This is a genomic window from Actinomadura sp. CNU-125 (assembly GCF_001942465.1).
Taxonomy (GTDB): domain Bacteria; phylum Actinomycetota; class Actinomycetes; order Streptosporangiales; family Streptosporangiaceae; genus Spirillospora.
The window spans coordinates 1-23,962 of sequence record NZ_MKJY01000035.1 but is presented as its reverse complement, the minus strand read 5'-3'; the positions used below and the strand labels follow the sequence as shown (position 1 = coordinate 23,962).

Here is a 23,962-nt window from a genome sequence, read left to right as displayed (position 1 = left end):
CGCGGGCGGCGGCGGGCACTGGGCGGCGCTCGGGCTGGCGGCCGACGGCGGCCGCGAGGCGTGGACGAGCACGGACGGCAAGGCGTGGACGAGACGTCCGCCTCGGCCCCGCGTTCCGCGAATCCGACGAGGTCAACGACCTGGTGCGGACGTCCGCGGGGTTCGTGGCCGTGGGCGCCGCGGACGGCGGGGCCGTGGTGTGGAGTTCGGCCGACGGACGGGCGTGGCGGCGCGTCGACGGCATTCGCGGCATCAGCGGGCTGTACGGGGCGGCGGCGTCCGGGAACGTGCTGGTCACGCAGGGCACGTATCCGAAGAAGGTCACGCAGAAGAAGGGCCGCCGGAAGGTCGAGCGGACGGTCGCCGCGCAGGGCCTGTGGCGTTCGGCGGACGGCGGGCGCACGTGGGAGAGCGTCACCGTGCGGCAGTCGCACGGGTCGTTCGGGGCGACGAAGGGGCTGGTCGCGGGGCCGGGCGGCTTCTACACCGTGCGGGACGCGAAGCAGAAGAAGAAGCGGTTCGCGATCGTGTTCGGTTCGGCCGACGGCGCGAAGTGGAGCGCCGTCGGGAAGATCGGCGTCGCGGGGCACCGGGGCGTCGAGTCGTTCGGCGGGTCGCCCGCCGGGCTCGTCGCGGTGGTGCGGGGCAAGCAGCGGACGATCGTGCGGAGTACGGACGGCCGCAAGTGGAAGGCGGACGGGACGGTCGGGCAGGCGGCGGTGCGCGGCCTGACGGTCGTGGCGGGCGGACGGCTCGCGATCGCCGGGAAGCTCGGCGACGACGCGTACCTGTCGGGCGTCGACCTCGCGAAGGTGCCGGGCGCGGTGCGGGAGCGCCGGGCGATCGGCGCGCTGGCGGCGGCGGTCGGACGGCCGGGTGGTCGCGGTCGGGGAGGGCAACGGCGGTGCGGCCGTCTGGAGTTCGCGGGACGCGCCGCGTGGACCCGTGCGACGTTCCCGGCGGCGCCGGGCGGCCTGACGGGCGTCGCGCACGGCGGGCACGGCTGGCTGGCGGTGGGCCGCACGGGCGACGCGCCGCTCGTGCTGCGTTCGTCCGACGGCGTGACCTGGCGGAAGGCCGCGTTCCCGGCCGGGGATCCGGTCGCGGTCGCGACGGGACCGGCCGGGTACGTCGCGGTCGGGACGGGCGCCGCGTGGCGTTCGGCGGACCTCGGGCGGTGGCGGGGCGTCCGCATCGACGGCGCCCCGGCCGACGTGGCCGCGACCCCGAACGGTTATGTGGCGGTCGGCGAGCGTGCGGACGCGCCCGCGGTGTGGACGTCGCGGACGCGCGGCGTGGCGGCCGGTGCGGCTGCCGTCCGGCCTGAACGGGCCGCTCACCGAGGTCGCGGCGCTCGGCGGCACGGTCGTGGCGGTGGGCCCCGGCGTCCCGCCGCTGGTGTCGGCGGACGGGGGCGCGACGTGGGCGCCGCGCGGCGTCGGCGAGGTGTCGCCCACGGCGGTGACCGCGACCCCGGACGGCTTCGTCGTCGCGGGCGTCACGAAGGCGCTGGACGGCGCGGTGTTCGCGTCCGCGGACGGCGCCGCGTGGCGCCGCGTGCCCGTGCCGGGCCTCGACGGCCCGGCCGACGGCGCTGACGGCGCTGACGCAGGTCGGCGGCGAGGTCCTCGGCACCGGGACGAGCGACGACGGCGCGGCGGTGACGCCGCTGCTGTGGCGCGCGGACGTCCTCGGCGGTTCGGCGGCGGAGGCCGGGTGACCGGCTAGCCGTTGCAGCCGCAGGAGCAGCCCTTCGGGCATGAGCATCCGCCGCCGTGTCCGCAACTGCAGTTCTTCTGAGTCATGCTCGCAACATAGCCTTTGTCTCGTTTTGGGGTCTATGACCGAACCGCGAGGTGCATGTGTCCGGGGTCAGGTGTCGATGGTCAGGTCGACGCCGAGCAGGACCAGGAACCACAGGACGACGGCGAGGACGGCGCTCAGCAGCTTGCCGAGCAGCTCGGGGGTGATGTAGCCGCGGTCCCAGGCCACGAAAAGGCCGATCACGAGGTAGATGATGCCGACGAGCCCGATGTGGGTGCGGCGGTGGCGGTACGCCATGGGGGGTCGTCTCCTCCCGGAGGGGGTGTGACGATCCAGCGTTGCCCCGTCCGCTGCGGAGATAACTCCGGAAGTGCCGAAGGACGTCCGTTGACGATCTTTCGGCGCGTCCGAAAAGCGGGCTATCCGCCCGGTTTCTGCGGGGCCTTCTTCTTCCCGAGGTCGATGCGGACGACCGTCGGGTCGTGCTCGCCGGGGCTGTCGGCGAACTCGGAGGTGCGGTGCACGATGTCGTACTCGTGCTTGCGCCGCTTCAGCGACTCGCTCAGCATGATGTGGTCGAGGGCCTGCGCGTTGCCGTTCGTGACGGCGGTGTAGCGGTCCTTGGGCGGCAGCCCGGCGGGGAGGTCGGTGAGGCCCGTCTCCGTCAGCTTCTGCACCGGCAGGGACTCCGGGGTGTCGTTGAGCCGTCCCGCGACGACGACGTTGGCGTTCCGGTCGACCTCGCGCACCGACCGGACGAACCCGGCGACCACCTTCGCCTGCGCGTCGCGCCGCCAGCGGGTGGGCTGCTGCGGCGGCTGCACGCGGCCGAACAGCGGCTGGTCGTCGGCGGTGCTCGGGTACCACTCGCCGGTCACCACGATGATCCGCTCGCCCTGCCAGGTGACCTCGCCCGCGAGCGGCTTGCGGGTGCCCGACCACACGGTGTCGCCGGGCGCGATGCGGCCGGGGCTGCGGGACAGCCCGGCCGTCCGGCCCTGGGCGACGGCGCGGACGGGCGTGACCGCGGGGTCGGCGTCGTCCGCGGGCGTTTCGGCCGGGAGCGTCCCGCTCTGGGCGGGACGGTCGACGAACGTGAGGCCGCGGTCGGTGCGGAACAGGAACCCGACGCGCGGGTTGCTGCCCTTGTCGCCGCCGTCGGCGTTGTCGCGCGGCTCGACCGAGCGCCACTCGTAGGCGGGGCCGCCCGCGGCGCTGATCGCGGTGATCAGCTCGGCGACGGTCTGGTCGGCGGCGACGGTGCCGTCGTCGGCGCGGCCGCTGTTGTCCTGGAGGTCGTCGACCGCGATGAGGTCGGGGGAGGCGAGGCCCTCGACGATGTCGGCGGCCAGGGCGCGGAAGCGCTCGCGGGGCGTGTTCGGGCTGAGCCCGCCGACGCCGATGGTGGCGATGGCGATCTCGCCGGGACGCTGCGCGCGGGTCGCCTCGCGGGGCAGCCCCCCGGCGGTGTGCCGGGGCGTCGCGGACGGCAGCACCTTGAAGTGGCCGAGCGCGTAGTCGACGACGCCGACGCTGTCGCCGGGGAGCCGGTCGCCGACGTTCACGGCCGGCAGCGGGGCGAGCGCGTCGTCGAGGATGATCCGCTCGGGGTTGGCGTCGCCGTCGCGCTGCAGGATGCCGCCGCGGCCGGTGCGCGTCCCGGCGCCCGCGCCGCCCGCGGGCAGGACGGGCAGTTCGCCGTAGCGGGTGGGGCCCACCGCGACGCGTCCTGGAGCCGCACCCGCATGCCCTCCAGCGCCTCGTAGAAGTCGAGGCCGTTGCGTCCGGGGTCGAACGCGCCGCCCCGCTCGACGTCGCCGTACCCGCTCTTGACGACGCTCGTCGGCGGCATGACCCCCTTCGGCCCGAGCAGGACGGGGGACGGGACGGTCGCGCGCCCGGCGACGTCGACCTTCGTCGCGCCGATCTCGGTCCGGGTGAGCCCGCCGGACTCGGTGCCGCCCGGCCGGAACTCGCTGACCCGGCCGTCCACCCGGACGGCCTCGCCGGGCGCGACGTCCGGGCGGGTGCGGGTGAAGACGAAGACGCCCTCGGACGTCGCGGCGCGCCGGTCGGGTTTCGGGTCCTGCATCCAGAAGCCGGTGCCGGTCAGGGCCGTCACCACGCCGGGGACGCCGACGACCGTGGCGCCCTTGAGCGGCGAGACGTGCGCGGCGCCCTGCACGTCGTGGATGCGGGCGGGCCGCGGCGCGGCGTGTCGCGACCGGACGGGACGGCGCCGAGCGGGACCGCGAGGATCGCCGCGCCCGCCAATGCGGGGAACGCGCCGAACGCGCGGAACGTGCCGCGCGCCCGGACCGTGCGGGGGCGGCGCGGCCGCCCCGGTCCACCCGTGTACGCCACCCCGGAACTCCATGATCGTGTCGTGGTCCGCGCCGAACACGCAGCAGGATGGCACGCGAGGGGTTCCGGTGACCAACCGCGCCGCAAAATCGGTCTAAATCCGCTCGGAAGGGGCGGTCTACTCGAACGGGACGGCCCGTCGGCGCGGCACGCGCGCCCCGGCTACTCGTCCAGCGTGAGCGCGGCCTTCGGGCACGAGCGGACCGCGTGCCGCACGCGGTCGGCCTCGCCCTCGGGCACGTCCGGCCGCACGATCTGGAGTTCGTCGTCGTCGCTGAGGTCGAAGACCTCGGGGGCGAGCCCGACGCACACGGCGTTCGCCTCGCACACCAGCGGGTCGACTCGTACTCTCATCGCCTTCTCCGTTCGCAGGATCCCGGGGAGCGTTCGAGAGTCCGGAAGCGCACGTACCGGACGCGCGCGGAACCGGACCGTCCTCGGCCGCCAACCTACCGAACAAGGTTCGGAGAGGTGCACTCCGGGGAAAGTAGAACACGTTCCAGTCTAGCCCGGCAAGGGTGAGCCGGCGGGGGCGGGGTGGCCCGGGGGCGGCGGTCGGCCGGGACGGGGCAAGTCGGATAAAGTGCCCGGCGGAGGAGAGCGAATGACTCACACCGAGGCGTCCACCCCGGCGGGGACGACCGAGATGCCCGCGGCGCTGCTGCGGGCGGCGCGCGCCGCGAAGGGCTTCATGCCGGACCCCGAGGGCGCGGCCCTGTACGAGACGGCCGTGGCGTACGGGACGCGGCTCGCCGCGGTCGGCCCGCTGCTGGAAGTCGGCACGTACTGCGGGAAGTCGGCGGTCTACCTGGGCGCGGCGGCGCGGGCGGCCGGCACGGTCGCGGTCACCGTCGACCACCATCACGGTTCGGAGGAGAACCAGGCCGGGTGGGAGCACCACGACCCGTCGCTGGTCGACCCCCGGACGGGCCGGATGGACACCCTGCCGACGTTCCGCGCGACGATCGCGGCCGCCGACCTGGAGGACCACGTCGTCGCGATCGTGGGCCAGTCCCGCACCGTGTCGGCGTTCTGGCGCACCCCGCTCGCGCTGCTGTTCATCGACGGCGGGCACGCCGAGGAGCACGCGCGGGGCGACTACGAGGGCTGGGCGCCGCACGTCGCCGTCGGGGGCGCGCTGGTGATCCACGACGTGTTCCCCGACCCCGCGGACGGCGGTCAGGCGCCGTACCGCGTGTACCTGCGGGCGCTGCGCAGCGGCGCGTTCGAGGAGCGGCGGGCCGAGGGGTCCCTGCGCGTACTGGAACGTGTTTCGGACGCCGATCCCGCCGCCGATCCCGTCACCGGATCCTGAACCCGTTCCGCGGGGCCGCACCGGACGTCCGGTGCGGCCCCACGCGCGTCTCACAGGCGCGTGCGCACCGGGTTGGCGACCGGCACGAGGGCGCAGCCGCACGCCGCCGGGTCGGACGCCTCGGACGGCCCCAGGGGCCGCCCCGCGACCTCCTTGAAGAGCCGGGCGCGGGGGACGAGCCGTCCAGCGCGTCCGCCGCGAGGACCACGGCCGCCGCGGTGTAGGTGGATCGGTCCCCCGGGAAGTGCCGCTGATTCTCGAACTGCCAGCCAGTCCAGTACGAGCCGTCCTCGTGCCGCAGGTGCTGGATCGTCGAGAACAGCTCGACGGCGCGGTCGCGGTCGCCGGCCGCGTCGAGGGCCAGGACGAGCTCGCAGCTCTCGGCCGCGGTCACCCACGGCTGGTCGGACACGCACCGGCAGCCGAGCCCCGGCACGACGAAGACGTCCCACTGCTCGGCCAGCCGCCGCGCGGCGGCCTCGCCGCGGACCGGGCCGCCGAGGACCGGGTAGTACCAGTCCATCGACCAGCGGCTCTTGTCGGCGAACGCCTCGGGGTGCGCGGCGACGACGTGGCCGAGCTGGTCGGCGGCCAGCTCCCACTCGGGCTGCGGCTCGCCGAGCCGCTCGCCGAGCGCGACGGCGCAGCGCAGCGACTGGTAGATCGACGAGCAGCCGGTCAGCAGCGCGTGGTCGGACGCGCGCCCGTCCTCGGTCCGCATCCAGATGATCTCGCCGCGCCGGGTCTGCAGGCCGACGACGAAGTCGATCGCGCGGCGGACCGTCGGCCACATCGCGCGGGCGAAGTCCTCGTCGCCGGTCATCAGCAGCTCGTGCCAGACGCCGACCGCGACGTAGGCGGCCTGGTTGGACTCGCCGCCGGGTTCGGTGACCTCGCCGAGCACCCACTTGGCGGGCCACGAACCGTCCTCGCGCTGGACGCTCGCCAGCCACCCGTACGCGCGGCGCGCGGCGTCGCCCATCCCGGCGACGGTCAGCGCCATCGCCGCCTCGACGTGGTTCCAGGCGTCCACGTGCCCGGCGATGCCGTCGATCGGCGCGAACCAGGGGATCGCGCCGGACGGCTCCTGCTGGCGGGCGATGCTGCGGGCCGTCTCGAGGACGTCGCCGCGGGTCAGGACGCCGGGAACCGCGGGGATGTCAGACCGCATCGGCGGTCTCCTCCGCCGAAGTCCGCGTCGTGCCCGACTTGACGGGCTTGTTGCAGTAGACCACGACGCTCTTGCCGATCACCGGGTTCAGCACCGTCTCGGCGACCCGGGTCGCCAGGGGGCGCTTCATGATGTCCCAGACGAGGAGCCGGTGGTACGCCTTGGCGAGCGGGTTGCCGTCGTTCTCCACGCCGACCGCGCACTTGATCCACCAGTAGGGGGCGTGCAGGCCGTGCGCGTGGTGGTGGCCGCCGATCGTGAAACCGGTCGACTTGAGCTTGGCCTCCAGCTCCGCGCGCGTGTAGATCCGCACGTGCCCGCCGGGGGCGGTGTGGTAATCCTCCGACAGCGCCCAGCAGACCCGCTCGGGCAGCCAGGACGGGACGGTCGCGGCGAGCCGCCCGCCGGGCCGCAGGACGCGCAGCAGCTCGCGCATCGCCCGCATGTCGTCCGGGATGTGTTCGAGCACCTCGGAGGCGACGATCGCGTCGAAGTGGTCGTCGGGGAACGGCAGCTCCAGCGCGTCGCCCCGGACGGTCTCGGCCGCGGCGTCCTCGGACACCTCGCCGCCGAGCCGCATCGCGCCGAACATCTTCTCGACGCGGCGAGCTCGTCGGCGTCCTGGTCGAAGGCCACGACGTGCGCGCCCCTGCGGTACAGCTCGAACGCGTGCCGTCCGGCGCCGCATCCCATGTCCAGGATGCGGTCTCCGGGGGCGACGCGGAACCGCTGGAAATCCACGGTCAGCAGGGTCGTGCTCCTTCCATGCGGGGAACGCCCGGCGGGCGTTCCCACGGGCCTTGCTGTGGGGGATGGGGTTCAGCCGCGCCGGGCCAGCCGCAGGTACTTCTGCTGGGCGATGGCCTCGCGGTAGTGCTCCACCGTGGCCTGCGCGACGGCGGGCCAGGCGAAACGCTCCTGGACGCGGGCGAGACCGGACGCGCCGACGCGCGCGCGCTCGTCCGCCGAGTCGTGCAGGCCGCGCAGGGTGGCGGCGAGCTCCTCGACGTCGCCGGGCTCCACCAGGACGCCCGCGTCGCCGACGACCTCGGGCAGCGCCCCGGCGCGGGACGCGACCAGCGGCGTCCCGGACGCCATGTGCTCGACCGCGGGCAGCGAGAAGCCCTCGTAGCGGGACGGGACGACGGCGATCTCGGCCGACGCGAGCAGCTCGCCCAGCTCGTCGTCGCTGATGCCGCTGACGAACTGGACGCGCTCGCCGAGCGCGAGCTCGCGGACGAGCTTGTCGGTCGGGCCGTCCTTCTGCGGGCGGCTCACGACGACGACGTGCACGTCCCGTTCGGTGGCGAGCTTCGCGACCGCCCGCAGCAGCACGTCCACGCCCTTGATCGGCGCGTCCGCGCTGGCCATGGCCACGATCCGGCCGGGGACGCGCTCGCCGCGCGGGTGGAAGATCCGGGTGTCGACGCCCAGCGGCAGGATCTCGATGTCGCGGGGGTCGACCTTGAAGTCCTTGACGATGTCGACCTTCGAGGAGTCCGACACCGTCAGGACGGGACCGATCCGCCGCGACACCTGCGCCTGCATGCCCACGAAGCCGTACCAGCGGCGCTTCCCGAACTTCTGCCGGATGCCCTGCGCCGCCTCCAGCTCGATCCGCCGGTCGACGCTGATCGGGTGGTGGATGCTGGTGACCAGCGGCAGCCCGAGCCGGGAGATGCCGAGGTTGCCGACGCCGAGCACCTGGTTGTCGTGCACGACGTCGAAGTCGCGGCGGCGCCGGCGCAGCTCGCGCAGCGCGCGGATGCTGAACGTCAGCGGCTCCGGGAACCCGCCCGTCCGCATGTGCGCGTACTCCAGGACGTCGACCCAGTCGCGGAACTCGCCGAGGGCCGGGTTGCGGAACGGGTCGTCGTCCCGGTACAGGTCCAGGCTCGGCAGCTTGGTCAGCTTGATCTCGTCCCGGTCGAGCTCGGGATACGGCTGCCCGGAGAAGACCTCCACGCCGTGCCCGAGATCGACCAGTTCCCTGCTGAGATGCCGAAGGTAGACGCCCTGGCCTCCGCAGTGCGGCTTGCTCCGGTACGAGAGCAGGGCCACCCGCAGTGGTCCGCCCGGCTCGTCCGCCTCACTCACGCCAGCCCTCGCCCACGCACCACTCCCGTCACTACCGGGACGCCGGTCGCACACGCACCGGCATCTCCTTTATGCCGTTGATGAAACTAGACCTTAGCCTCCGTACGTTACCGCTGAGTTCGATATTGGGCATAGCGTCCAAGAGTGTTTCGAAGAGCACACTCAGCTCGAGTCGGGCGAGATGGGATCCCAGGCAGAAATGGGGGCCGCCTCCGCCGAAGCCGATGTGCGGGTTGGGGTCGCGGCCGACGTCGAACGCGTACGGGTCGGCGAACACCGACCCGTCCCGGTTCGCGGACGCGTAGAACACCACGACCTTGTCGCCCGCCGCGATCGTCCGCCCGCCCAGCTCGGTGTCGCGCACGGCCGTCCGCTTGAACAGGTTCACCGGCGTCACCCACCGGACGATCTCGTCCGCGGCCGTGCGCACCAGCGAGCGGTCGGCGCGCAGCCGGTCCCACTGCGCGGGATGCTCCAGCAGCGCGAGCATCCCGCCGGACGCGGCGTTGCGCGTCGTCTCGTTGCCCGCGACCGACAGCAGCATCACGAACAGCTCGAACTCGTCGCCGTCCAGCACCTCGCCGTCGGCGTCCGGCTGCAGCAGCTTCGTCACGATGTCGTCGCGCGGGTTCTGCCGCCGCTCCGCCGCCAGCTCGGCCGCGTACGCGTACAGTTCCGTCGCCGCCCGCTGCCCCTCCTCGGGGCTCCGCTGGAAGTCCGGGTCGTCCGCGCCGATCAGCGTGTTCGACCAGTGGAAGATCTTCTCGCGGTCCTCCGGCGGGGCGCCGAGCAGCTCGCAGATCACGTAGAGCGGCAGCGGCGCCGCCAGATCGCGGACGAACTCGGCCTCGTCCCCGCGTTCCAGCGTCTCCGCGACCAGCTCCCGGCAGATGTCGCGGATGTGCCCCTCCAGGGCGCCGATCGCGCGCGGCGTGAACCCGCGGTTCACGATGCTCCGCTTGCGCGAGTGGTCCGGCGGGTCCTGGTTGAGCATCATGAGCCGCTGCAGGGCGAGGTGCTCCTCCTCCGGCTCCTCGAACAGCGCCAGCCGCTCGTAGGAGGAGAACACCTCCGGGTGCCGCGACACGTGGACGACGTCCGCGTGCCGCGTCACCGCCCAGAACGGGGGCGCGCCCCGCTCCGGGTCGCCCCGGTGCAGGTGGACGGGGTCGTGCTCGCGCAGCCACGCGAGCTGCTCGTGGGGGATTCCGCCGTGCTCGTACGAGCCCGGCTCGACCAGGTCGATGTCGGGGGTGACCGTCATCCTCATGCCTCCAGGCCAAAGGGGGTGGGGTAGAACGTGACGCCGGAGGGACGGTTCGTCAAGCGTTGGAAGCCGACGGCGTGAAGCGGACCGGCAGCTCCTTGAAGCCGTTGACGAAGTTCGAGCGCAGCCGCCGGGGCTCTCCGGCGGCCCGGATGTCGGGCATCCGGTCGAGGATGGTGTCGAACACGACCTTCAGGTTCATGCGCGCGAGGTGCGTGCCGAGGCAGAAGTGGGGGCCGCCCCCGCCGAACCCGATGTGCGGGTTGGGGTCGCGGGCGATGTCGAACGTGAACGGGTCGTCGAAGACCTTCTCGTCCATGTTCGCCGAGCTGTAGAACAGCACGACCTTGTCCCCGGCCTTGATCGTCTTGCCGCCCATCTCGATGTCCTGCATCGCCGTGCGGCGGAACTGGTTGATGGGGCTCACCCAGCGGACGATCTCCTCGACGGCCGTCGGGAGCAGGCTCCGGTCGGCGCGCAGCCGCTCCCACAGCTCCGGACGCTCGAAGAACGCCCGCATGCCGCCCGCCGTCGCCGTCCGGGTCGTCTCGTTCCCGGCGATCGACAGCATGATCACGAACATCGCGAACTGGTCCTCGGTGATCCGCTCGCCGTTCTCGTCCGGCGTCAGCAGCTTCGTCACGATGTCGTCGCGCGGCGTGGACGCCCGCGACTGCGCCAGCTCGACGGCCCACCCGGCGAACTCGGCCGCGTACATCTGCGACTCCGACCGGTCGCCGATGAACTCGGGGTCGTTGAACGCCACGAGCTGGTTCGACCAGTTGAAGATCTGCTGCCGCTGGTCCAGCGGCGCGCCGAGCAGCTCGCAGATCGTGTAGAGCGGCAGCGGCGCCGCGAAGTTCTCGACGAAGTCGCACTCGCCCAGCGGCGCCGCCTCGTCGATCAGCCGGTTGCAGATGTCGCGGATGTGCCCTTCGAGCTTCCCGATCATCCGGGGCGTGAACCCCTTGTTCACCATGCTCCGGAGCTTGGTGTGGTCCGGCGGGTCCTGGAACAGCATGATCTGCCCGTACAGGGCCATGTCGTCGTCGCTGAACTCCTCGAACATCGCCGTCCGGGCCTGCGAGGACAGCAGGTCGGGACGGCGGGACGCGCGCACCACGTCCTCGTGCCGGGTGATCGCCCAGAAGCCGGGCACGCCCTCGTTCGGGTCGGCGTGCCAGTGGACGGGGTCGTGCTCGCGCAGCCACGCGAACTGCTCGTGGGGGATACCGCCCCGCTCGTACACGCCGGGATCGATGACGTCGATCTCCCGGCCGGTGGGGGCGAGGGCCACGTCCTGTTGCGTCACGGTCGTCCCTTCGTGAAGAGCCGGCCCCGCGTCGCGCCGCACGGAACCTGACTGAGCGCTTGCTCGGTCAAAGATCTAGAACCCGTTCTAGCATGAGACACGAGTCTAATCAAGGGTCTCAACGAGGGTCGATATACCGTCGCGTCACGCACCCCTCACCGCGACGCCACAACCGAAACGCCCGCGAGCGCAACCGGCGCTCGCGGGCGTCTCCAGGCGGCCGGGCCAGAAGGCCGGGGCCGGGGCGGCCGGGGGTCAGGCGGCTCTGGGCCAGTCGATTCGGCTGCCCACGCGGGTCCACCAGTCGACGGCCTTGTCGACGGCCAGGCCGTCGATCCACAGGTCCTCGGGGTCGTCGGGCATCAGCACCTCGCGGAGCGCGTCGTCCAGTTGCCACGACTCGTGCTTGCGGAGGTCGCCGGTCTCCGGGTCGTGGTAGAGGGCGTCGACCTCGGGCGGGATCAGGGACGACTCGCTCTGGCGCCCGGCCGTGTACAGGAAACCGTAGGCGGCGGACGCGGCCGTGTGCGGGGGCAGCCCGGTGCGCTCGGCGAGGCGGTGGACCGCCGACACGTCGTAGGGGGCCGGGCCGCGCTCGTCCAGCAGGCGCAGGAACCGGGCGATGCGGTCCGCGCCGCCCCACCCCTGCGGGCGCGGGTCGTACTTGTTCGTCCAGCCGGGGAAGACGAAGTCGCGGAACGCGGCGTCGGGGGAGTACTCCATCGCCACGGAGTCCTTGTGCGGGTGGTTCTGGAACGACAGGATCACCATCGCGCCGTTCGGCGTCCGCCACACCTGGCCGACGGGGTCCTGGGTGGCCTGCGCCTGGAACCACAGGCGGCGCCACCGGCCGCTGCCGTCGCCCCACGGCGTGTCGCCCAGCGCGCCCAGCACGTCGCGGGCCTTCGCGCGCTGGTACTCCGCCGTCCACGGGCGCGCCGCCAGCAGCGCCTCGCCGCCCAGCGTGCCGAACTGCAGGTAGTTCGGGCGGGGCGCGTCGACGCGGCCGAGGGGGTGCGGGGTGTCGTAGGCGGGGCCGGACCCGGCGGCCTCCGCCAGCAGGTCCGCGAGGTACCGGACGGCCGCGACCTGCGCGATCTGCCGTCCCGCGCGAAGCCCGCTCACGCTCGCGATCCGGCTCGGCGTCCCGGCGGGCCGCGCCAGGCCGAGCGCGTCGCGCAGCCGCAGCGTGCGGCCCGCGGCGCCCCCGCGGCCCGGGTCGCGAGCGTCCGGACGGCGTCGCGGAGCCGCACGTCGGTGAACGTCCGCAGGACGCGGGCGAGTTCGCCGTCCAGTTCCTTCTCGGTGATCAGCGCCGCGTCGACGAGGCGCGCGAAGCCGTCGCGGTCGAGGCGGCGCAGCGCCTCCGAACCGCCGGGGTCGGCCGGTGCGAGGTGCGGCCAGAAGCCGGGCGGGGGCATCACGGCGCCGTTCTCCCGGCCGAGCGCGAACCGCCGCCGCAGCGTCGTCCGGCCGTCCGCGAGCAGCCGCAGGACGCCGCGGTCGAGCGTCACCTGCACCGGTTCGGCCGCGCCCGGGAACGTCACCGGGACCGACGTCGGGCTCTGCGGCCAGCGCAGCCGCTCGCCGTCCGGTACCTCCAGGCGCCCGCCGTCGGCGACCCGGTAGGTCTCCGGACGGCCGTCGTGCAGGCGCGACAGGTACAGGTCCGTGCCGTCGGACCATGGGTAGACGCCGGTCGGGAACGAGACGTCCTGCCGGTGCACGACCCCGTCGGGGCTCTGCACCTCGACGCGCTTGCCGCCCAGCCCCAGCGTGAGCAGCTCGCCGTGCAGGACGGCGCTCGCCGACCCCTCCGCGACGCTCGGGAACCGCAGCTCCTCCGGGAGGCCGGCGCGGACCGCCCGCCACCCCGCGTCCACCGGGTCGGTGATCTCCAGCCCGGCGAGGACGTCGGCGTCCGGCATCGCCTCGGCCATCGGCAGCAGCCGCAGCAGCGCCGGTTCGAGGCCGTCCAGGTCGCCCGCGGCGCACTCGTCCCGCCACTCGGCGAACTGCTCGGCGAGCACCCGCCGGATCGGCCCGTGCTCCAGCAGCCCGCGCAGGACGGCCGGGTAGTCGACGTTGCCGTAGTAGCCCAGGTTGCGGACGAACGCGTCCAGCTCGCGGCGCACGTCCGGTTCGTCCTCGATCTTCGCGGCGATCTCCGCGAAGTCGGTGTTCGACCACCAGCGCGGCGAGTCGTCGTTGAAACCGCCGCGCTTGGGCGGCGCCGGGGTCAGCGGGTGCGCGGCGGCCCGGCCGACGACCGGGTCGGCGGCGGGGTCGAACCAGCGGCCGGGCGGCGGGAACAGCCGGTCGCCCGCGGCGGCCGCGAGCCGCATCAGCTCGTTCGCCGGGAGCGGCCCCGCGTCCCGGAACCACTCCCGCGACAGCCGCCGCCCGCCGCCGACCAGCCCGAGGAGCAGCAGCCAGTGGCGGTGGTGCGCGTCGCGCGGCTGCGGGTCGTCGTACAGGGCGGGGTCCGGACGCGCCGCGATCAGCAGGTCGAGGAGCCCGTCGTCCTCGGCGAGCCCGCGCAGCGCCCGGTCCAGCGCCTCCCACACCGGCAGCGGCGCGCGCGGCAGCAGCCCGTCCCGCAGGAGCCGTTCGGCCACGAACCGTTCCTCGGCGTCCTCGGGGAGCCCGGCCGCCCGCGCCGGCGGCAGGAGGTCGGCCACGAAGTTGGGGTAGGGGATCGTGCCCGTGTCCAAGAACGCGGCGACCGCCTCGCGCGCCCACCGGTGCGCCGTCTCCGGCTCCGGATGCGTCGCCAGCCGCCGCAGATGGTCGTGCAGCAGGCTCGCCGTGATCGCCCCGGACGGGACGAGCCCGACGAGCGTCCGCTGCGCCCGTGCGGCGTCCGCGGGGAGGCCGAGGAGCCGCGCCTGCGCGTCCTCGACGTCGCGGGCCCGGCCGAAGAGGAACGCCGCCTCGTCCGGCAGCGCGTTCGCCGCGAACACGCCCGCGGCGTGCTCAAGGAACTCCGGCAGCGCCCTGGCCGGGAGCGCGCCCGCCGTTCGGAGCACCTCCGCCCGCGCGCCCGCCGGATCATCGGCCGCCCGTCCCACGGCCTCGTCGAGACCGGGCCATACCTGTGACATCCGCACCCTCCTGGTAGCCGCCGGGAACGTTACCGAGCGCCCCCGACACAACGCGCTTCGTCAGTGCGACGAACCCGGGCGCCGGGCGGATCCATCGGGGCGAAAAATCGGTTGTGGGGCATCGGGAGGCGGTTGGTAACGTCGATGCCGTGCCACGCTTGTTCTTTCTCTGATCCCACTCCGGACGCCCGTCCCTCGCGCTGAGCGAGCCACGGGCGGTCTGACGCTGCCATCAGCCAGCTCGAAGGCGCCTTCTCTCACGTGCCGTGCGCACGTGCGCGCCTCCGTCCGGAGGAACCATGAACACCCTTTCCATCACCCTGCCCGCGCGCGCCCGCGCCCAGCTCGTCGCCGAACAGGTCCGCGTCGTCCGCGGCGGGCGCACCGTCCTCGACGGCGTCGCGATGTCCGTCTCGCCCGGCGCGCGCTGGGGGATCGTCGGCGAGAACGGGCGGGGCAAGACCACCCTGCTGCACGTTCTCGCGGGCGTTCTCGCGCCCGACGACGGCGCCGTCCAGCGGGCCGGGACGCTCGGGATCGCCGAGCAGGCGATGCCCGCCGCGGACGGCGCCACGGTCGGCGACGAGATCGACGCCGAACTCGCCGACGCCCGCGCCGCGCTGCGGGCCTTCGACGAGGCCACCGCCGCGCTCACCGACGGGCGGCCGGGTGCGGACGACGCCTACACCGCCGCGCTCGACGCGGCCGAAGCCCTCGACGCGTGGGACGCCGACCGGCGCGTCGACCTCGCCCTGGAGCACCTCGGCGCCGTCACCGACCGGGCCCGGCCGCTCGCCGCGCTGTCGGTCGGGCAGCGCTACCGGGTGCGGCTCGCGTGCCTCCTCGGCGCCGAGCACGACTTCCTGCTGCTGGACGAGCCGACGAACCACCTGGACGCGTCCGGGCTCGACTTCCTCACCGCGCGGCTGCGGGCCCACGCGGGCGGGGTCGTGGTGGTGAGCCACGACCGGGCGCTGCTGTCGGACGTCGCCACGACGATCCTCGACCTCGATCCGAGCCGCGACGGGCGGCCCGCCGTGTACGGCGGGGGGTTCGCCGGGTACCGGGAGGGGCGCGAGGCGGAGCTGCGGCGCTGGGAGGACGAGTACGACAAGCAGCGGGCGGAGCACGCGCGGCTCACCCGCGACCTGTCGGAGGCGCAGAACCGGCTCGTCTCCGGCTGGCGCCCCGACAAGGGCGTGCACAAGCACCAGCGCGCGACCCGCGCGGGCGGGCTCGTCCGGGCCGTGCACCGGCGCCGCGACGACCTCGAGAAGCACGCGGTGACGGCGCCGGTGCCGCCGCAGCGGTTCCGCCTGCCCGAGCTGCCCGCCCGCGCGGGCGTCCGGTTGCTGACCGCGACGGACGTCCGGGTGGACGGGCGGCTGCACCGGGCGGCTTCGGTCGCGCTGGAGTCGGGTTCGCGGCTGGTCGTGACCGGCCCGAACGGCGCGGGCAAGTCGACGCTGCTGGCGGTGCTGGCCGGGTCCCTCGAACCGACGGACGGGACGGTCCGGCGGGCCCGCAAAGCGCGCGTGGAGCTGCTCGCGCAGGAGTCGCCGAGCGCGAGCGGCCGGCGCGCCCGCGACGTCTTCGCCGCGCACGTCGGACGGCTCGTGAGCGCGGGCGTCCTGGCCGAGGGCGACGCGGTCTCGCTGGGCGAGCTCGGCCTGCTGCCGTCGGCGGACGCGGGCCGGCCGATGCGCGAGCTGTCGATGGGGCAGCAGCGCCGCCTCGACCTCGCGATGGCGCTGGCCGCGCGCCCGCACGTCCTGCTGCTGGACGAGCCGACGAACCATCTGTCGATCGCCCTCGTGGACGAGCTCACCGACGCCCTGCAGGCGACCTCGGCGGCGGTCGTCCTCGCCACGCACGACCGGCAGTTGCAGAAGGACGTCGCGCCCTGGCCCCGGCTCGATCTGGACGGGCCGGAAGCGCGGTGACGCGGCGGCGCGAGTGACGGACGGGAATTACGGACATGATCGGAAAGGAGTTTATGTCCGCAATTCCGGGGACCCCTAGGTGAGAGAAGCCGCGGCCGGTCGTCACACGCAGGCCATGCGGGCGGCCGGCCCGATGCGGGTCGGCCGCGCACGGCGGCCGGGCCGACGGCGAAACGAAGATCATCCTGTGATCTACTCGCCGGTAGAGCGACGTGTCGATGGGGAGGTCCCGCCATGGTCATCGGTGTTCTGGTGTGCGGGATCCTCGCGTACGCGGCGTTCGACGTGGCGCGGACCGTCCTGCGGCGGCGCAGGGCGCGGCGGGTCGAGGCGATGGTCGCCGCCGCGGCGGCGGCGCAGCACGCGCCGCCGCGCGTGGGCGGACGAACTGGAAAGCGTCGAGTCGATGCTCTGGACCGAAGCCGACCAGGAATGGCTCGAAAGCCGCCGGATCAGCCTGCCGCTCTGAAGGTCAGCCTGCCGCTCTGAAGGTCAGGACGCCGTGGTGAAGGTCAGGACGCCGTCGGTGTCGGCGCGGCGGACGGACCCGCGGTTCTCCAGCGTGCGCAGGTGCGCGGCGGCCTCGCCCGTCGCCATCCGCCGGGCCTCCACGGGCATCTCGGTCCACGGATGCCGCCAGGTGAGGCCCGCGGCCACGTCCCACAGCGAGGTCGGGGACGACGACAGCAGCGCGGTGATCTCGGTGAGGCGTTCCTCGTGGTGCTCGATGATCTCGCGGACGCGCGCGGGCAGGTCGGCGAACCGGTACTGGTGGGCGGGCAGCACCTCGTCCACGGTCATCTCGCCGATGCGGGCGAGCGAGCCGAGGAACTCGCCGAGCGGGTCCACGTCGGGGATGTCGTAGGGGTACAGCCCGATGTGCGGGGTGATGCGCGGCAGGACGTGGTCGCCGGTGAAGATCCGGTCGGCGTCCTCCAGGTGGAGGCAGATGTGGCCGGGGGAGTGGCCCGGGGTGTGGATCGCGCGGAGCTTGCGGCCCGGCAGGTCGATCATGTCGCCGTCGGACAGCTCCCGGTCGGGGATCGCGGGCGGGTCGACCCGGCCGCCCCCGCCGACGAAGCCCTCCAGCTCGCCCGCGGACGCCCCGGCGCGCTTCATCGAGTCGTGCTCGATGCCCGTGCGCTGCGCCCGGTCGACCGAGTTGAACAGCCGCACGATCTCGGCGTCCGCGCGGTGCATGGCGATCCACGCGCCGGACGTCTCCCGCACGCGTCCGGCGAGGCCCGCGTGGTCGGGGTGGAAGTGCGTGACGACCACCCCGTGCACGTCGGCGACGTCGATCCCGAAGGTCGCGAGGCCGCCCGTCAGGGCCGTCCAGGCGTCCTCGTGCTGCCAGCCCGCGTCGATCAGGACGGGCCCGCGCGGGCTCTCCAGCGCGTACACCAGCGTGTACGCGAGCGGGTTGCCCGGGATGGGCACGGGAACGCTCCACAGGCCCCCGCCGAGGTCCTCCGGTTCCGGCTGCAACGCAGACCGCCTTTCGCGCCAGGGTTGTCCGCGTCCGAGGTTAGACGCGCCCGCGGGCGGGTTCGCCCGCGGGGTCGGTGCGTCCGTCAGACGCGTTCGAGGATGGTCGCGGTCGAGAGGGCCCCGCCGCAGCACATCGTGACGAGCGCCGTCCCGGCGTCGCGGCGCTCCAGCTCGTGCAGCGCGGTGGTGATCAGCCGGGCGCGGTGGCGCCGACGGGGTGGCCGAGCGCGATCGCGCCGCCGTTGACGTTGACCTTGTCCATGTCGGGCTCGTGGACGGACGCCCACGACAGCGCGACTGCGGCGAACGCCTCGTTGACCTCGGTGATGTCGATGTCGTTCATCGTCATCCCCGCGCGGGCCAGCACGCGCTCGGTCGACTGCACCGGGCCGTCCAGGTGGTAGTACGGCTCGCCGCCCACGAGGGCCTGGGCCTTGAAGCGCGCGCGCGGGCGCAGGCCGAGGGACTCGGCCTTCTCCTCCGACATGACGACGACGGCCGAGGCCCCGTCGGTGATCTGCGAGGACGTCCCGGCGGTGTGCAGGGCGTCCGGGCCGAGGACGGGCTTGAGCTTGCCGAGGCTCTCGGCGGTAGTCTCCCGCAGGCCCTGGTCGCGGGTGACCGTGCGGGTCTCCCCGGTCGGCTCGCCCTCGGCGTTCAGGACGGGCGCCTCGATCGGGACGATCTCGCGCTCGAACCGGCCGTCGGCCCACGCCTTGGCGGCGAGCTGCTGCGACCGGGCGCCGAACGCGTCGATGTCGGCGCGGGTGAAGCCGCGGCGGGCCGCGATCCGCTCGGCGGCGCCGAACTGGTCCGGCATGTCGAGCGACCAGTCGTCCGGACGCGGGTCGGCCGGGTAGACGTTGGCGCCGAGCGGCGTCCGGCTCATCACCTCGACGCCGCAGCCGATCGCGACGTCCACGACCCCGGCGGCGACCTGCGACGCGGCCAGGTGGACGGCCTGCTGCGCGGAGCCGCACTGGGCGTCGACGGTCGTGACGCCGGTCTGCCAGGGCAGTCCCGCGTACAGCCAGGCGTAGCGTCCGATGTGCCCGCCCTGCTCGCCGGCCTGCGTCACGCACCCGGCGAAGACCTGCTCCACCAGCGCCGGGTCGATACTGGCGCGTTCGACGGCGGCCGTCAGGGTGTGCGCCAGGACGGCCTGGGCCTTCAGGCCCGCGAGCACGCCGTTCCGCTTGCCGAGGGGCGTGCGCACCGCCTCGACGATCACCGGGTTCCCCATGCGATCTCCTTCTAGAATGAGATTCGCTTTCGAATGTAACGTGTTCTAGTTCGGGTCGGAAGGGCCGTCCCGGAGAGTGAGATCGCCGCGGGGGCCGCGGGACGGGCGTCCTCAGGAGTAGCGGACCGGGAGCTCCTTGATCCCGTTCAGCCAGGCCGAACGCAGCCGCCGCGGCCCGCCGGCCCGGGCGATCCCCGGCATCTGGTCGGCGATCGCGTCGAAGATCAGCCCGATCTCCAGCCGGGCCAGGTTCGCGCCGATGCAGTAGTGCGCGCCGGTGCCGCCGAAGCCGAGGTGCGGGTTGGGGGAGCGGGCGATGTCGAACGCGCCCGGCGCGTCGAAGACGTCCTCGTCGAAGTTCGCCGAGCTGTAGTACATCGCCACCCGCTGCCCGGCCGCGATCTCCGCGCCGCCGATCTCGGTGTCGCGGACGGCCGTGCGCTGGAACGCCGTCACCGGCGTCGCCCACCGGACGATCTCGTCCGCCGCCGTCTCCGGGCGTTCGGCCCGGTACAGCTCCCACTGTTCGGGACGGTCGAAGAACGCCATCATCCCGTGCGTGATCGCGTTGCGCGTCGTCTCGTTCCCGGCGACCGCCAGGAGGATCATGAAGTAGCCGAACTCGTCGTCGGAGAGGCCGCGGCCGTCCACGTCCGCCTCGACCAACTTCGTGACGATGTCGTGCGCGGGGCAGCCGCGGCGCTGCTCGGCCAGCTCCATCGAGTAACCGATGATCTCCGCGGCGGCGCAGGCCGGGTCCCCGTCGTACTCGGGATCGTCGTAGCCGAGCATCTGGTTCGACCAGTCGAACAGCCGCCCGCGGTCCTCCTGCGGGACGCCCATCAGCTCGGCGATCGCCTGCAGCGGGAGCTCGGCGGCGATCTCGGTGACGAAGTCGCCCGTGCCGCCGCGCCGCCGCGCGTCCGCGACGATCCGCTCCGCGCGGTCGCGCAGGGTGTCGTGCAGGCCGTTGATCACGCGCGGGGTGAAGCCGCGGGAGACGATCCGGCGCAGCTTGGCGTGGTTCGGCGGGTCCATGTGCAGCAGCAGGTTCTCGCGCTGGACGTCCAGCTCCTCGGGGCCGAACCGGTCGTTGAACCGGATCACCGAGCCGTTGGCGTTCGCCGACCACAGCTCGTGGTCGCGCGAGATCTCCTTGATGTGCTCGTGCTTGCTGATCACCCAGAAGCCGTCGTCGGCGAAGCCCGTCGTGTCCCGGGGCTGCGGGTTCCACCACGGCCGGGCGGTGCGGCGCAGCGCCGCGAACTCGGCGAGCGGGACGCGCTCGGCCATCAGATCGGGGCTGCTGAAGTCGAAACCGGCGGGGACGGCGGTCTCCGGTGCGGTGGCGGTCATGGCGGCGCTCCTCGGGGCTGACCTCGCTGCTCGGCTCACCGTAGAACGCGTTCCAGCTCCGGGACAAGAGGAAATGAGACTCAAGTCTAATCAAGAGTCTTACCCAAGCGCTTGGTAGGGAGGTTGGGGCCCGACAAGGCGAAACGAGTGCGCGGGCATATGCCATGGACGTGTGGACGAACTCAAGGGCGAGCCCCGGTGAGGTTCGTCACCGGGGCTTGGGCGTTTAAGTGGAACCAGTTCTAGAAACGGCCTGGTGTTCGGTAGTCCGGACGTCAACTACCGTGGAGACGTCCCTTCGACTGGGCGGACCCGCGCGTCCTCCCGCAGCTCCTCCTGCGCGACCGGACGCACGCGCTCCCGGACGACGCCGTCCGGCACGTCCTGACGATGCTGGCGATGTCCAAGCCGGACAGCGCGTACGCGGGCGTGCGGACCGTCCGCGAGCTGTGCGACCCGGCGTCCCTCGCGGAGTTCGGCTGGGCGCTGTTCCGCTGGTGGGAGCTGTGCGGCGCGTCCTCGAAGGAGAGCTGGGCGTTCACCCAGCTCGCGCTGACCGGCGACGACGAGACCGTCCGCCGCCTTTCCCCCGTGATCCGGGCGTGGCCGGGGCAGGGCGGCCACGCGAAGGCCGTGTCCGGCCTGGACGTCCTCGCCGCCATCGGCACCGGCACCGCCCTCATGCACCTCCACACGATCGCGCAGCGGGTGAAGTTCAAGGGCCTCAAGACCCGCGCGCAGGAGAAGATCGAAGAGGTCGCGGCCGGCCTCGAACTGACCTCCGACCAACTGGCCGACCGCCTGGTCCCCGACTTCGGCCTGGACGCCTCCGGCACCCTCACGCTCGACTACGGCCCCCGCCGCTTCGTCATCGCCTTCGACGAGCAGCTGAAGCCGGTCGTCACCGACGACTCCGGCAAGCCCCGCAAGTCCCTCCCCAAGCCCGGCGCCAAGGACGACCCGGACCTGGCCCCGGCCGCCCACAAGCGGTTCGCGGCCCTGAAGAAGGACGTCCGGACGATCGCGTCCGACCAGATCCGCCGCCTGGAACAGGCCATGGTCACCGGCCGCCGCTGGACGCCCGCCGAGTTCGGCGAACTCCTGGCCGCCCACCCCCTGCTGAAGCACCTCGTCCGCCGCCTGGTCTGGCGAGCCGAAGAGGCGAACGGCGAGCCGACGACCTTCCGCGTGGCCGAAGACGGCACCTTCACCGACGCCGCCGACGACACCATCACCCTCCCCGCGCACACCGCCACCCGGATCGGCGTCGCCCACCCCCTCCACCTGACCGACGTCCTCCCGGCCTGGTCGGAGCTGTTCGCCGACTACGAGATCCTGCAGCCGTTCCCGCAGCTCGCCCGCCCCGTCCACACGCTCACCGCCGACGAGCGGACGAGCGGCGGCCTGCCCCGGTTCGAGGGCGCGAAGGTCCCGTCCGGCGCGGTCCTCGGCCTCGTGAGCCGGGGGTGGGAGCGGGCCGAGCCGCAGGACGCGGGCGTCGAACCGTGGATCTCCCGCCGCGTCGCCCCGAACCGCCACTTCGTCGTCTCCCTCGACCCCGGCATCCCCGCCGCGCGCGCCCGACCTGCTCGGCGACCAGGTACTCGCCGACGTGGGGCTCGCCGCACGCCCCGGCCACCACCGGCACGACGGGACGTCGTCCTTCCGCCTCGGCGACCTCGACCCCGTCGTCGTCTCCGAGGTCATCGCCGACCTGACCCACCTGACCACCACCACGGACGGGACGCCACGATGACCGACGAGAACCGCCTCGACGCCTGGCGGCACCTGCGGCACCCGCGCCGCGACCGCCCGAACGTCCCGGAGCCGTCCGGGCCCGACCCGGCGCTCGTCGGGGCGGGCGCGCCTCATCGTGGACGACGTCCGCGACCGCATCGAGGAGGTCCTCGCGCTCCCCGGCAGCGACCCCGAGGTCGCCGACGCGGCCCGCGCCTTCCTGCGCGGCGACGCGACCCCGCTCGGCGCCGCCGCCGTCGCGCACGCCGCCGTCGTGCTGAGCCGGCACCACCGGTGGGACGACGAGTCCCCGTTCGCGCACGCCTGGACGGCCGAGCACGGCCTGCCCTTCGCCGCCGCCGCGTTCGCGGAGCTGGGCGGGATCACCGCCGACGCCACGTTCGTCCTCGACGGCTGGCAGTGGGAGGGCGTCCGGCGGCGGCACGCCGACGAGACGCGCGGCGGCTGGTGGCTGAAGGAGGCCGACGCGCGGTGGTTGCGCGCCCGCCTGGCCGCCGCACCGGACGGCGTGTACGCGGAGGCCGTCGAGCGGCTCGCCGAACGGCGCGGCCACGACCTGCAGAAGCTGGTCGCCGCCTACCTCGCGCCGACCCGTGCGGACTGGGTCGAGGCCGTGTGCGCGAACCCCGCCCCCGTCGCGGCCGACCACTGTTCCGAGCGGTGGCTGCTGTTCTGCGCGCTGGGCGCGCCGCACCAGCCCGCCGCCGTCGGCCTGCCGCTCGGTTACGGCGACCGTTCCCTCGGCGTCCTGCTGACGCTGGTCGACGGCGTCGGCCCGGAGGCGGCGACGCCGCTGATCATCGAGGCGCTGGACCACCAGCACGGGGGCGGTTACAGCGCCGGGGCCGCGGAGGAGGTCCTCGGCGAGCTTCCGGTGGACGACGCGTTCCGCGCCCTCGTCGACCGGATCGACGGCGCGGGCGTCCCGCCCGTCCTGCGCGAAGCCGTCCGCCGCTTCCCGGACCGCGCGCTGCGGCTGCTGCCGGAGACGGGCGCCGCGCGGGCCGCCGACCTGCTGGCCGCGCACGTCCGCATGGTTCCCGAACTCGCCGAGAGCCTGCTGCCCGACCTGGACGCCGACGCGCGCCGGACGGTCCGGGAGCTCCTCGACGCGCGAACCGGCCGCCCGGACGCCACGGACCTGCCGCCGCTCCTGGCCGAGCCGCCGTGGACGCGCCCCCGCACCGCGACCAAGCCCGTCGTCATCGGAACCTGCCCTCGCCCGGCACCCGGGCGGTGGCCTGGGCGCCCGGCGAACGCGAGGAGTGGACGGCGCGGCCGCCCGAGCCGAACAGGTGGGCGGCCGCGGACACGACCCCCGAGCGGGCCGCCGCGGACTTCGCGGCCGGGAATCTGTCGGCCGGCGATATCGCGCTGTTCGTCCAAGCGCCGGACGAGCTCGTGCGGCCGCTCATCGCGGGGTGGGAGCCCGACCCGTGGTGCGCCGACGAGTGGCTGCCGTTCGCGGTCGGCCGGTTCGGGACCGACGCCGCCCACGCCGCCCTGTCCGCCGCCCGCCGCGATCCGGCCGCCCTCGCCCCGATCCTGCTGCCGCTGCTGTCCGACGACATCGCGCGGACGATGGCGGACTGGCTCGTCCGCCTGAAGACGGCGGGCAAGACGGCCCGCGCCTGGTTCGACCGGCACGGGGCTCCGCCGCCCCGGCGCTGATCCCGGACGCGCTGGGCAAGGCGGGCCCGGCCCGCCGCGCGCCGACGGCGGCGCTGCGCCTGATCGCCGGACGGGACGGCGCCGAGCCGGTCGTCGAGGCGGCGCG

At 73.9% G+C, this 23,962-nt stretch carries 17 protein-coding genes and 3 pseudogenes; 7 read left to right on the top strand and 13 right to left on the bottom strand.

What is annotated here, in order from left to right:
* Window positions 1-1,598: hypothetical protein (locus BJF79_RS55120; RefSeq protein WP_262401584.1), on the top strand; the 1,598-nt coding region annotated here is incomplete at its 5' end.
* A gap of 274 nt (window positions 1,599-1,872) precedes the next feature.
* Here the strand turns inward: BJF79_RS55120 and BJF79_RS05510 are convergent.
* From BJF79_RS05510 to BJF79_RS05500, 3 genes are all read right to left on the bottom strand, one after another.
* Complete coding sequence (locus BJF79_RS05510; RefSeq protein WP_075895304.1) at window positions 1,873-2,061, bottom strand: hypothetical protein; 189 nt, start codon at window positions 2,059-2,061, stop codon at window positions 1,873-1,875.
* A gap of 122 nt (window positions 2,062-2,183) precedes the next feature.
* Window positions 2,184-3,482, bottom strand: coding sequence for an endonuclease/exonuclease/phosphatase family protein (locus BJF79_RS05505; RefSeq protein WP_083733185.1), 1,299 nt, complete (start codon window positions 3,480-3,482; stop codon window positions 2,184-2,186).
* A gap of 808 nt (window positions 3,483-4,290) precedes the next feature.
* Complete coding sequence (locus BJF79_RS05500) at window positions 4,291-4,482, bottom strand: ferredoxin (protein WP_075895303.1); 192 nt, start codon at window positions 4,480-4,482, stop codon at window positions 4,291-4,293.
* Between the two features lie 250 nt (window positions 4,483-4,732).
* On the opposite strand from BJF79_RS05500, the gene BJF79_RS05495 reads away from it, so the two are divergent.
* A complete protein-coding gene (locus tag BJF79_RS05495; RefSeq protein ID WP_075895302.1) occupies window positions 4,733-5,443 on the top strand; it encodes a class I SAM-dependent methyltransferase in 711 nt (236 codons plus the stop codon).
* Here the strand turns inward: BJF79_RS05495 and BJF79_RS05490 are convergent.
* The 7 genes and pseudogenes from BJF79_RS05490 to BJF79_RS05460 all read right to left on the bottom strand — a co-directional run bounded on the left by BJF79_RS05490 (window position 5,430) and on the right by BJF79_RS05460 (window position 14,394).
* The gene (locus BJF79_RS05490) at window positions 5,430-6,614 is read right to left on the bottom strand and encodes a prenyltransferase (protein WP_316043273.1); all 1,185 of its coding nucleotides are present in this window, start codon (window positions 6,612-6,614) and stop codon (window positions 5,430-5,432) included. The two genes, BJF79_RS05495 and BJF79_RS05490, sit on opposite strands and share 14 nt — an antisense overlap.
* Window positions 6,604-7,307, bottom strand: a pseudogene (locus BJF79_RS05485) (class I SAM-dependent methyltransferase). Before BJF79_RS05485 ends, BJF79_RS05490 begins: the two are co-directional and overlap by 11 nt.
* Window positions 7,308-7,433: 126 nt before the next feature.
* Window positions 7,434-8,711, bottom strand: a complete 1,278-nt coding sequence (locus tag BJF79_RS05480) for a glycosyltransferase family 4 protein (RefSeq protein WP_075895301.1) — start codon at window positions 8,709-8,711, stop codon at window positions 7,434-7,436.
* Between the two features lie 31 nt (window positions 8,712-8,742).
* Entirely contained in the window at window positions 8,743-9,975 is a 1,233-nt protein-coding gene (locus tag BJF79_RS05475; RefSeq protein ID WP_316043272.1) for a cytochrome P450, read from the bottom strand.
* 58 nt (window positions 9,976-10,033) lie between these two features.
* On the bottom strand, window positions 10,034-11,290 hold the full coding sequence (locus BJF79_RS05470; protein ID WP_262401583.1) for a cytochrome P450: 1,257 nt from the start codon (window positions 11,288-11,290) through the stop codon (window positions 10,034-10,036).
* Window positions 11,291-11,545: 255 nt separating this feature from the next.
* Window positions 11,546-12,415 carry a hypothetical protein gene (locus BJF79_RS05465; protein WP_075895299.1) on the bottom strand — a complete coding sequence of 290 codons (870 nt, stop codon included), beginning with the start codon at window positions 12,413-12,415 and terminating at the stop codon, window positions 11,546-11,548.
* On the bottom strand, window positions 12,412-14,394 hold the full coding sequence (locus BJF79_RS05460) for a hypothetical protein (protein ID WP_143219716.1): 1,983 nt from the start codon (window positions 14,392-14,394) through the stop codon (window positions 12,412-12,414). The genes BJF79_RS05465 and BJF79_RS05460 overlap by 4 nt, the downstream gene beginning before the upstream one ends.
* Before the next feature lie 299 nt (window positions 14,395-14,693).
* Here BJF79_RS05460 and BJF79_RS05455 point away from each other — a divergent pair, with 299 nt between their 5' ends.
* Together BJF79_RS05455 and BJF79_RS05450 are read left to right on the top strand one after the other, a co-directional pair.
* Window positions 14,694-16,337, top strand: a complete 1,644-nt coding sequence (locus BJF79_RS05455; protein WP_075895297.1) for an ABC-F family ATP-binding cassette domain-containing protein — start codon at window positions 14,694-14,696, stop codon at window positions 16,335-16,337.
* A 234-nt stretch (window positions 16,338-16,571) separates the two neighbouring features.
* Window positions 16,572-16,826, top strand: coding sequence for a hypothetical protein (locus BJF79_RS05450; protein WP_143219715.1), 255 nt, complete (start codon window positions 16,572-16,574; stop codon window positions 16,824-16,826).
* 3 nt (window positions 16,827-16,829) lie between these two features.
* Here the strand turns inward: BJF79_RS05450 and BJF79_RS05445 are convergent, their stop codons facing one another.
* From BJF79_RS05445 to BJF79_RS05435, 3 genes and pseudogenes are all read right to left on the bottom strand, one after another.
* The gene (locus tag BJF79_RS05445) at window positions 16,830-17,825 is read right to left on the bottom strand and encodes an MBL fold metallo-hydrolase (protein WP_075895295.1); all 996 of its coding nucleotides are present in this window, start codon (window positions 17,823-17,825) and stop codon (window positions 16,830-16,832) included.
* Between the two features lie 86 nt (window positions 17,826-17,911).
* Window positions 17,912-19,071, bottom strand: a pseudogene (locus BJF79_RS05440) (steroid 3-ketoacyl-CoA thiolase).
* Window positions 19,072-19,182: 111 nt separating this feature from the next.
* Window positions 19,183-20,427: a cytochrome P450 gene (locus BJF79_RS05435; RefSeq protein ID WP_075895294.1), complete on the bottom strand. Its 1,245-nt coding sequence runs from the start codon at window positions 20,425-20,427 to the stop codon at window positions 19,183-19,185.
* A 390-nt stretch (window positions 20,428-20,817) separates the two neighbouring features.
* Between BJF79_RS05435 and BJF79_RS66525 the strand changes: the two are divergent.
* From BJF79_RS66525 to BJF79_RS05420, 3 genes and pseudogenes are all read left to right on the top strand, one after another.
* Window positions 20,818-21,837 (top strand): annotated as a pseudogene (locus tag BJF79_RS66525) (DUF4132 domain-containing protein); the annotation flags it as partial.
* A gap of 202 nt (window positions 21,838-22,039) precedes the next feature.
* On the top strand, window positions 22,040-22,183 hold the full coding sequence (locus tag BJF79_RS58580) for a hypothetical protein (RefSeq protein WP_262401581.1): 144 nt from the start codon (window positions 22,040-22,042) through the stop codon (window positions 22,181-22,183).
* Window positions 22,184-22,300: 117 nt separating this feature from the next.
* Entirely contained in the window at window positions 22,301-23,791 is a 1,491-nt protein-coding gene (locus tag BJF79_RS05420) for a hypothetical protein (protein WP_075895292.1), read from the top strand.
* Window positions 23,792-23,962 lie beyond the last annotated feature (171 nt).

What these genes read in the sequence shown, in the direction of transcription:
- BJF79_RS05510 (WP_075895304.1), bottom strand. Translation starts at nt 2,061, where the DNA reads ATGGCGTACCGCCACCGCCGCACCCACATCGGGCTCGTCGGCATCATC.
- BJF79_RS05500 (WP_075895303.1), bottom strand. Translation starts at nt 4,482, where the DNA reads ATGAGAGTACGAGTCGACCCGCTGGTGTGCGAGGCGAACGCCGTGTGC.
- BJF79_RS05495 (WP_075895302.1), top strand. Translation starts at nt 4,733, where the DNA reads ATGACTCACACCGAGGCGTCCACCCCGGCGGGGACGACCGAGATGCCC.
- BJF79_RS05490 (WP_316043273.1), bottom strand. Translation starts at nt 6,614, where the DNA reads ATGCGGTCTGACATCCCCGCGGTTCCCGGCGTCCTGACCCGCGGCGAC.
- BJF79_RS05475 (WP_316043272.1), bottom strand. Translation starts at nt 9,975, where the DNA reads ATGACGGTCACCCCCGACATCGACCTGGTCGAGCCGGGCTCGTACGAG.
- BJF79_RS05460 (WP_143219716.1), bottom strand. Translation starts at nt 14,394, where the DNA reads ATGTCACAGGTATGGCCCGGTCTCGACGAGGCCGTGGGACGGGCGGCC.
- BJF79_RS05455 (WP_075895297.1), top strand. Translation starts at nt 14,694, where the DNA reads ATGAACACCCTTTCCATCACCCTGCCCGCGCGCGCCCGCGCCCAGCTC.
- BJF79_RS05450 (WP_143219715.1), top strand. Translation starts at nt 16,572, where the DNA reads ATGGTCATCGGTGTTCTGGTGTGCGGGATCCTCGCGTACGCGGCGTTC.
- BJF79_RS05435 (WP_075895294.1), bottom strand. Translation starts at nt 20,427, where the DNA reads ATGACCGCCACCGCACCGGAGACCGCCGTCCCCGCCGGTTTCGACTTC.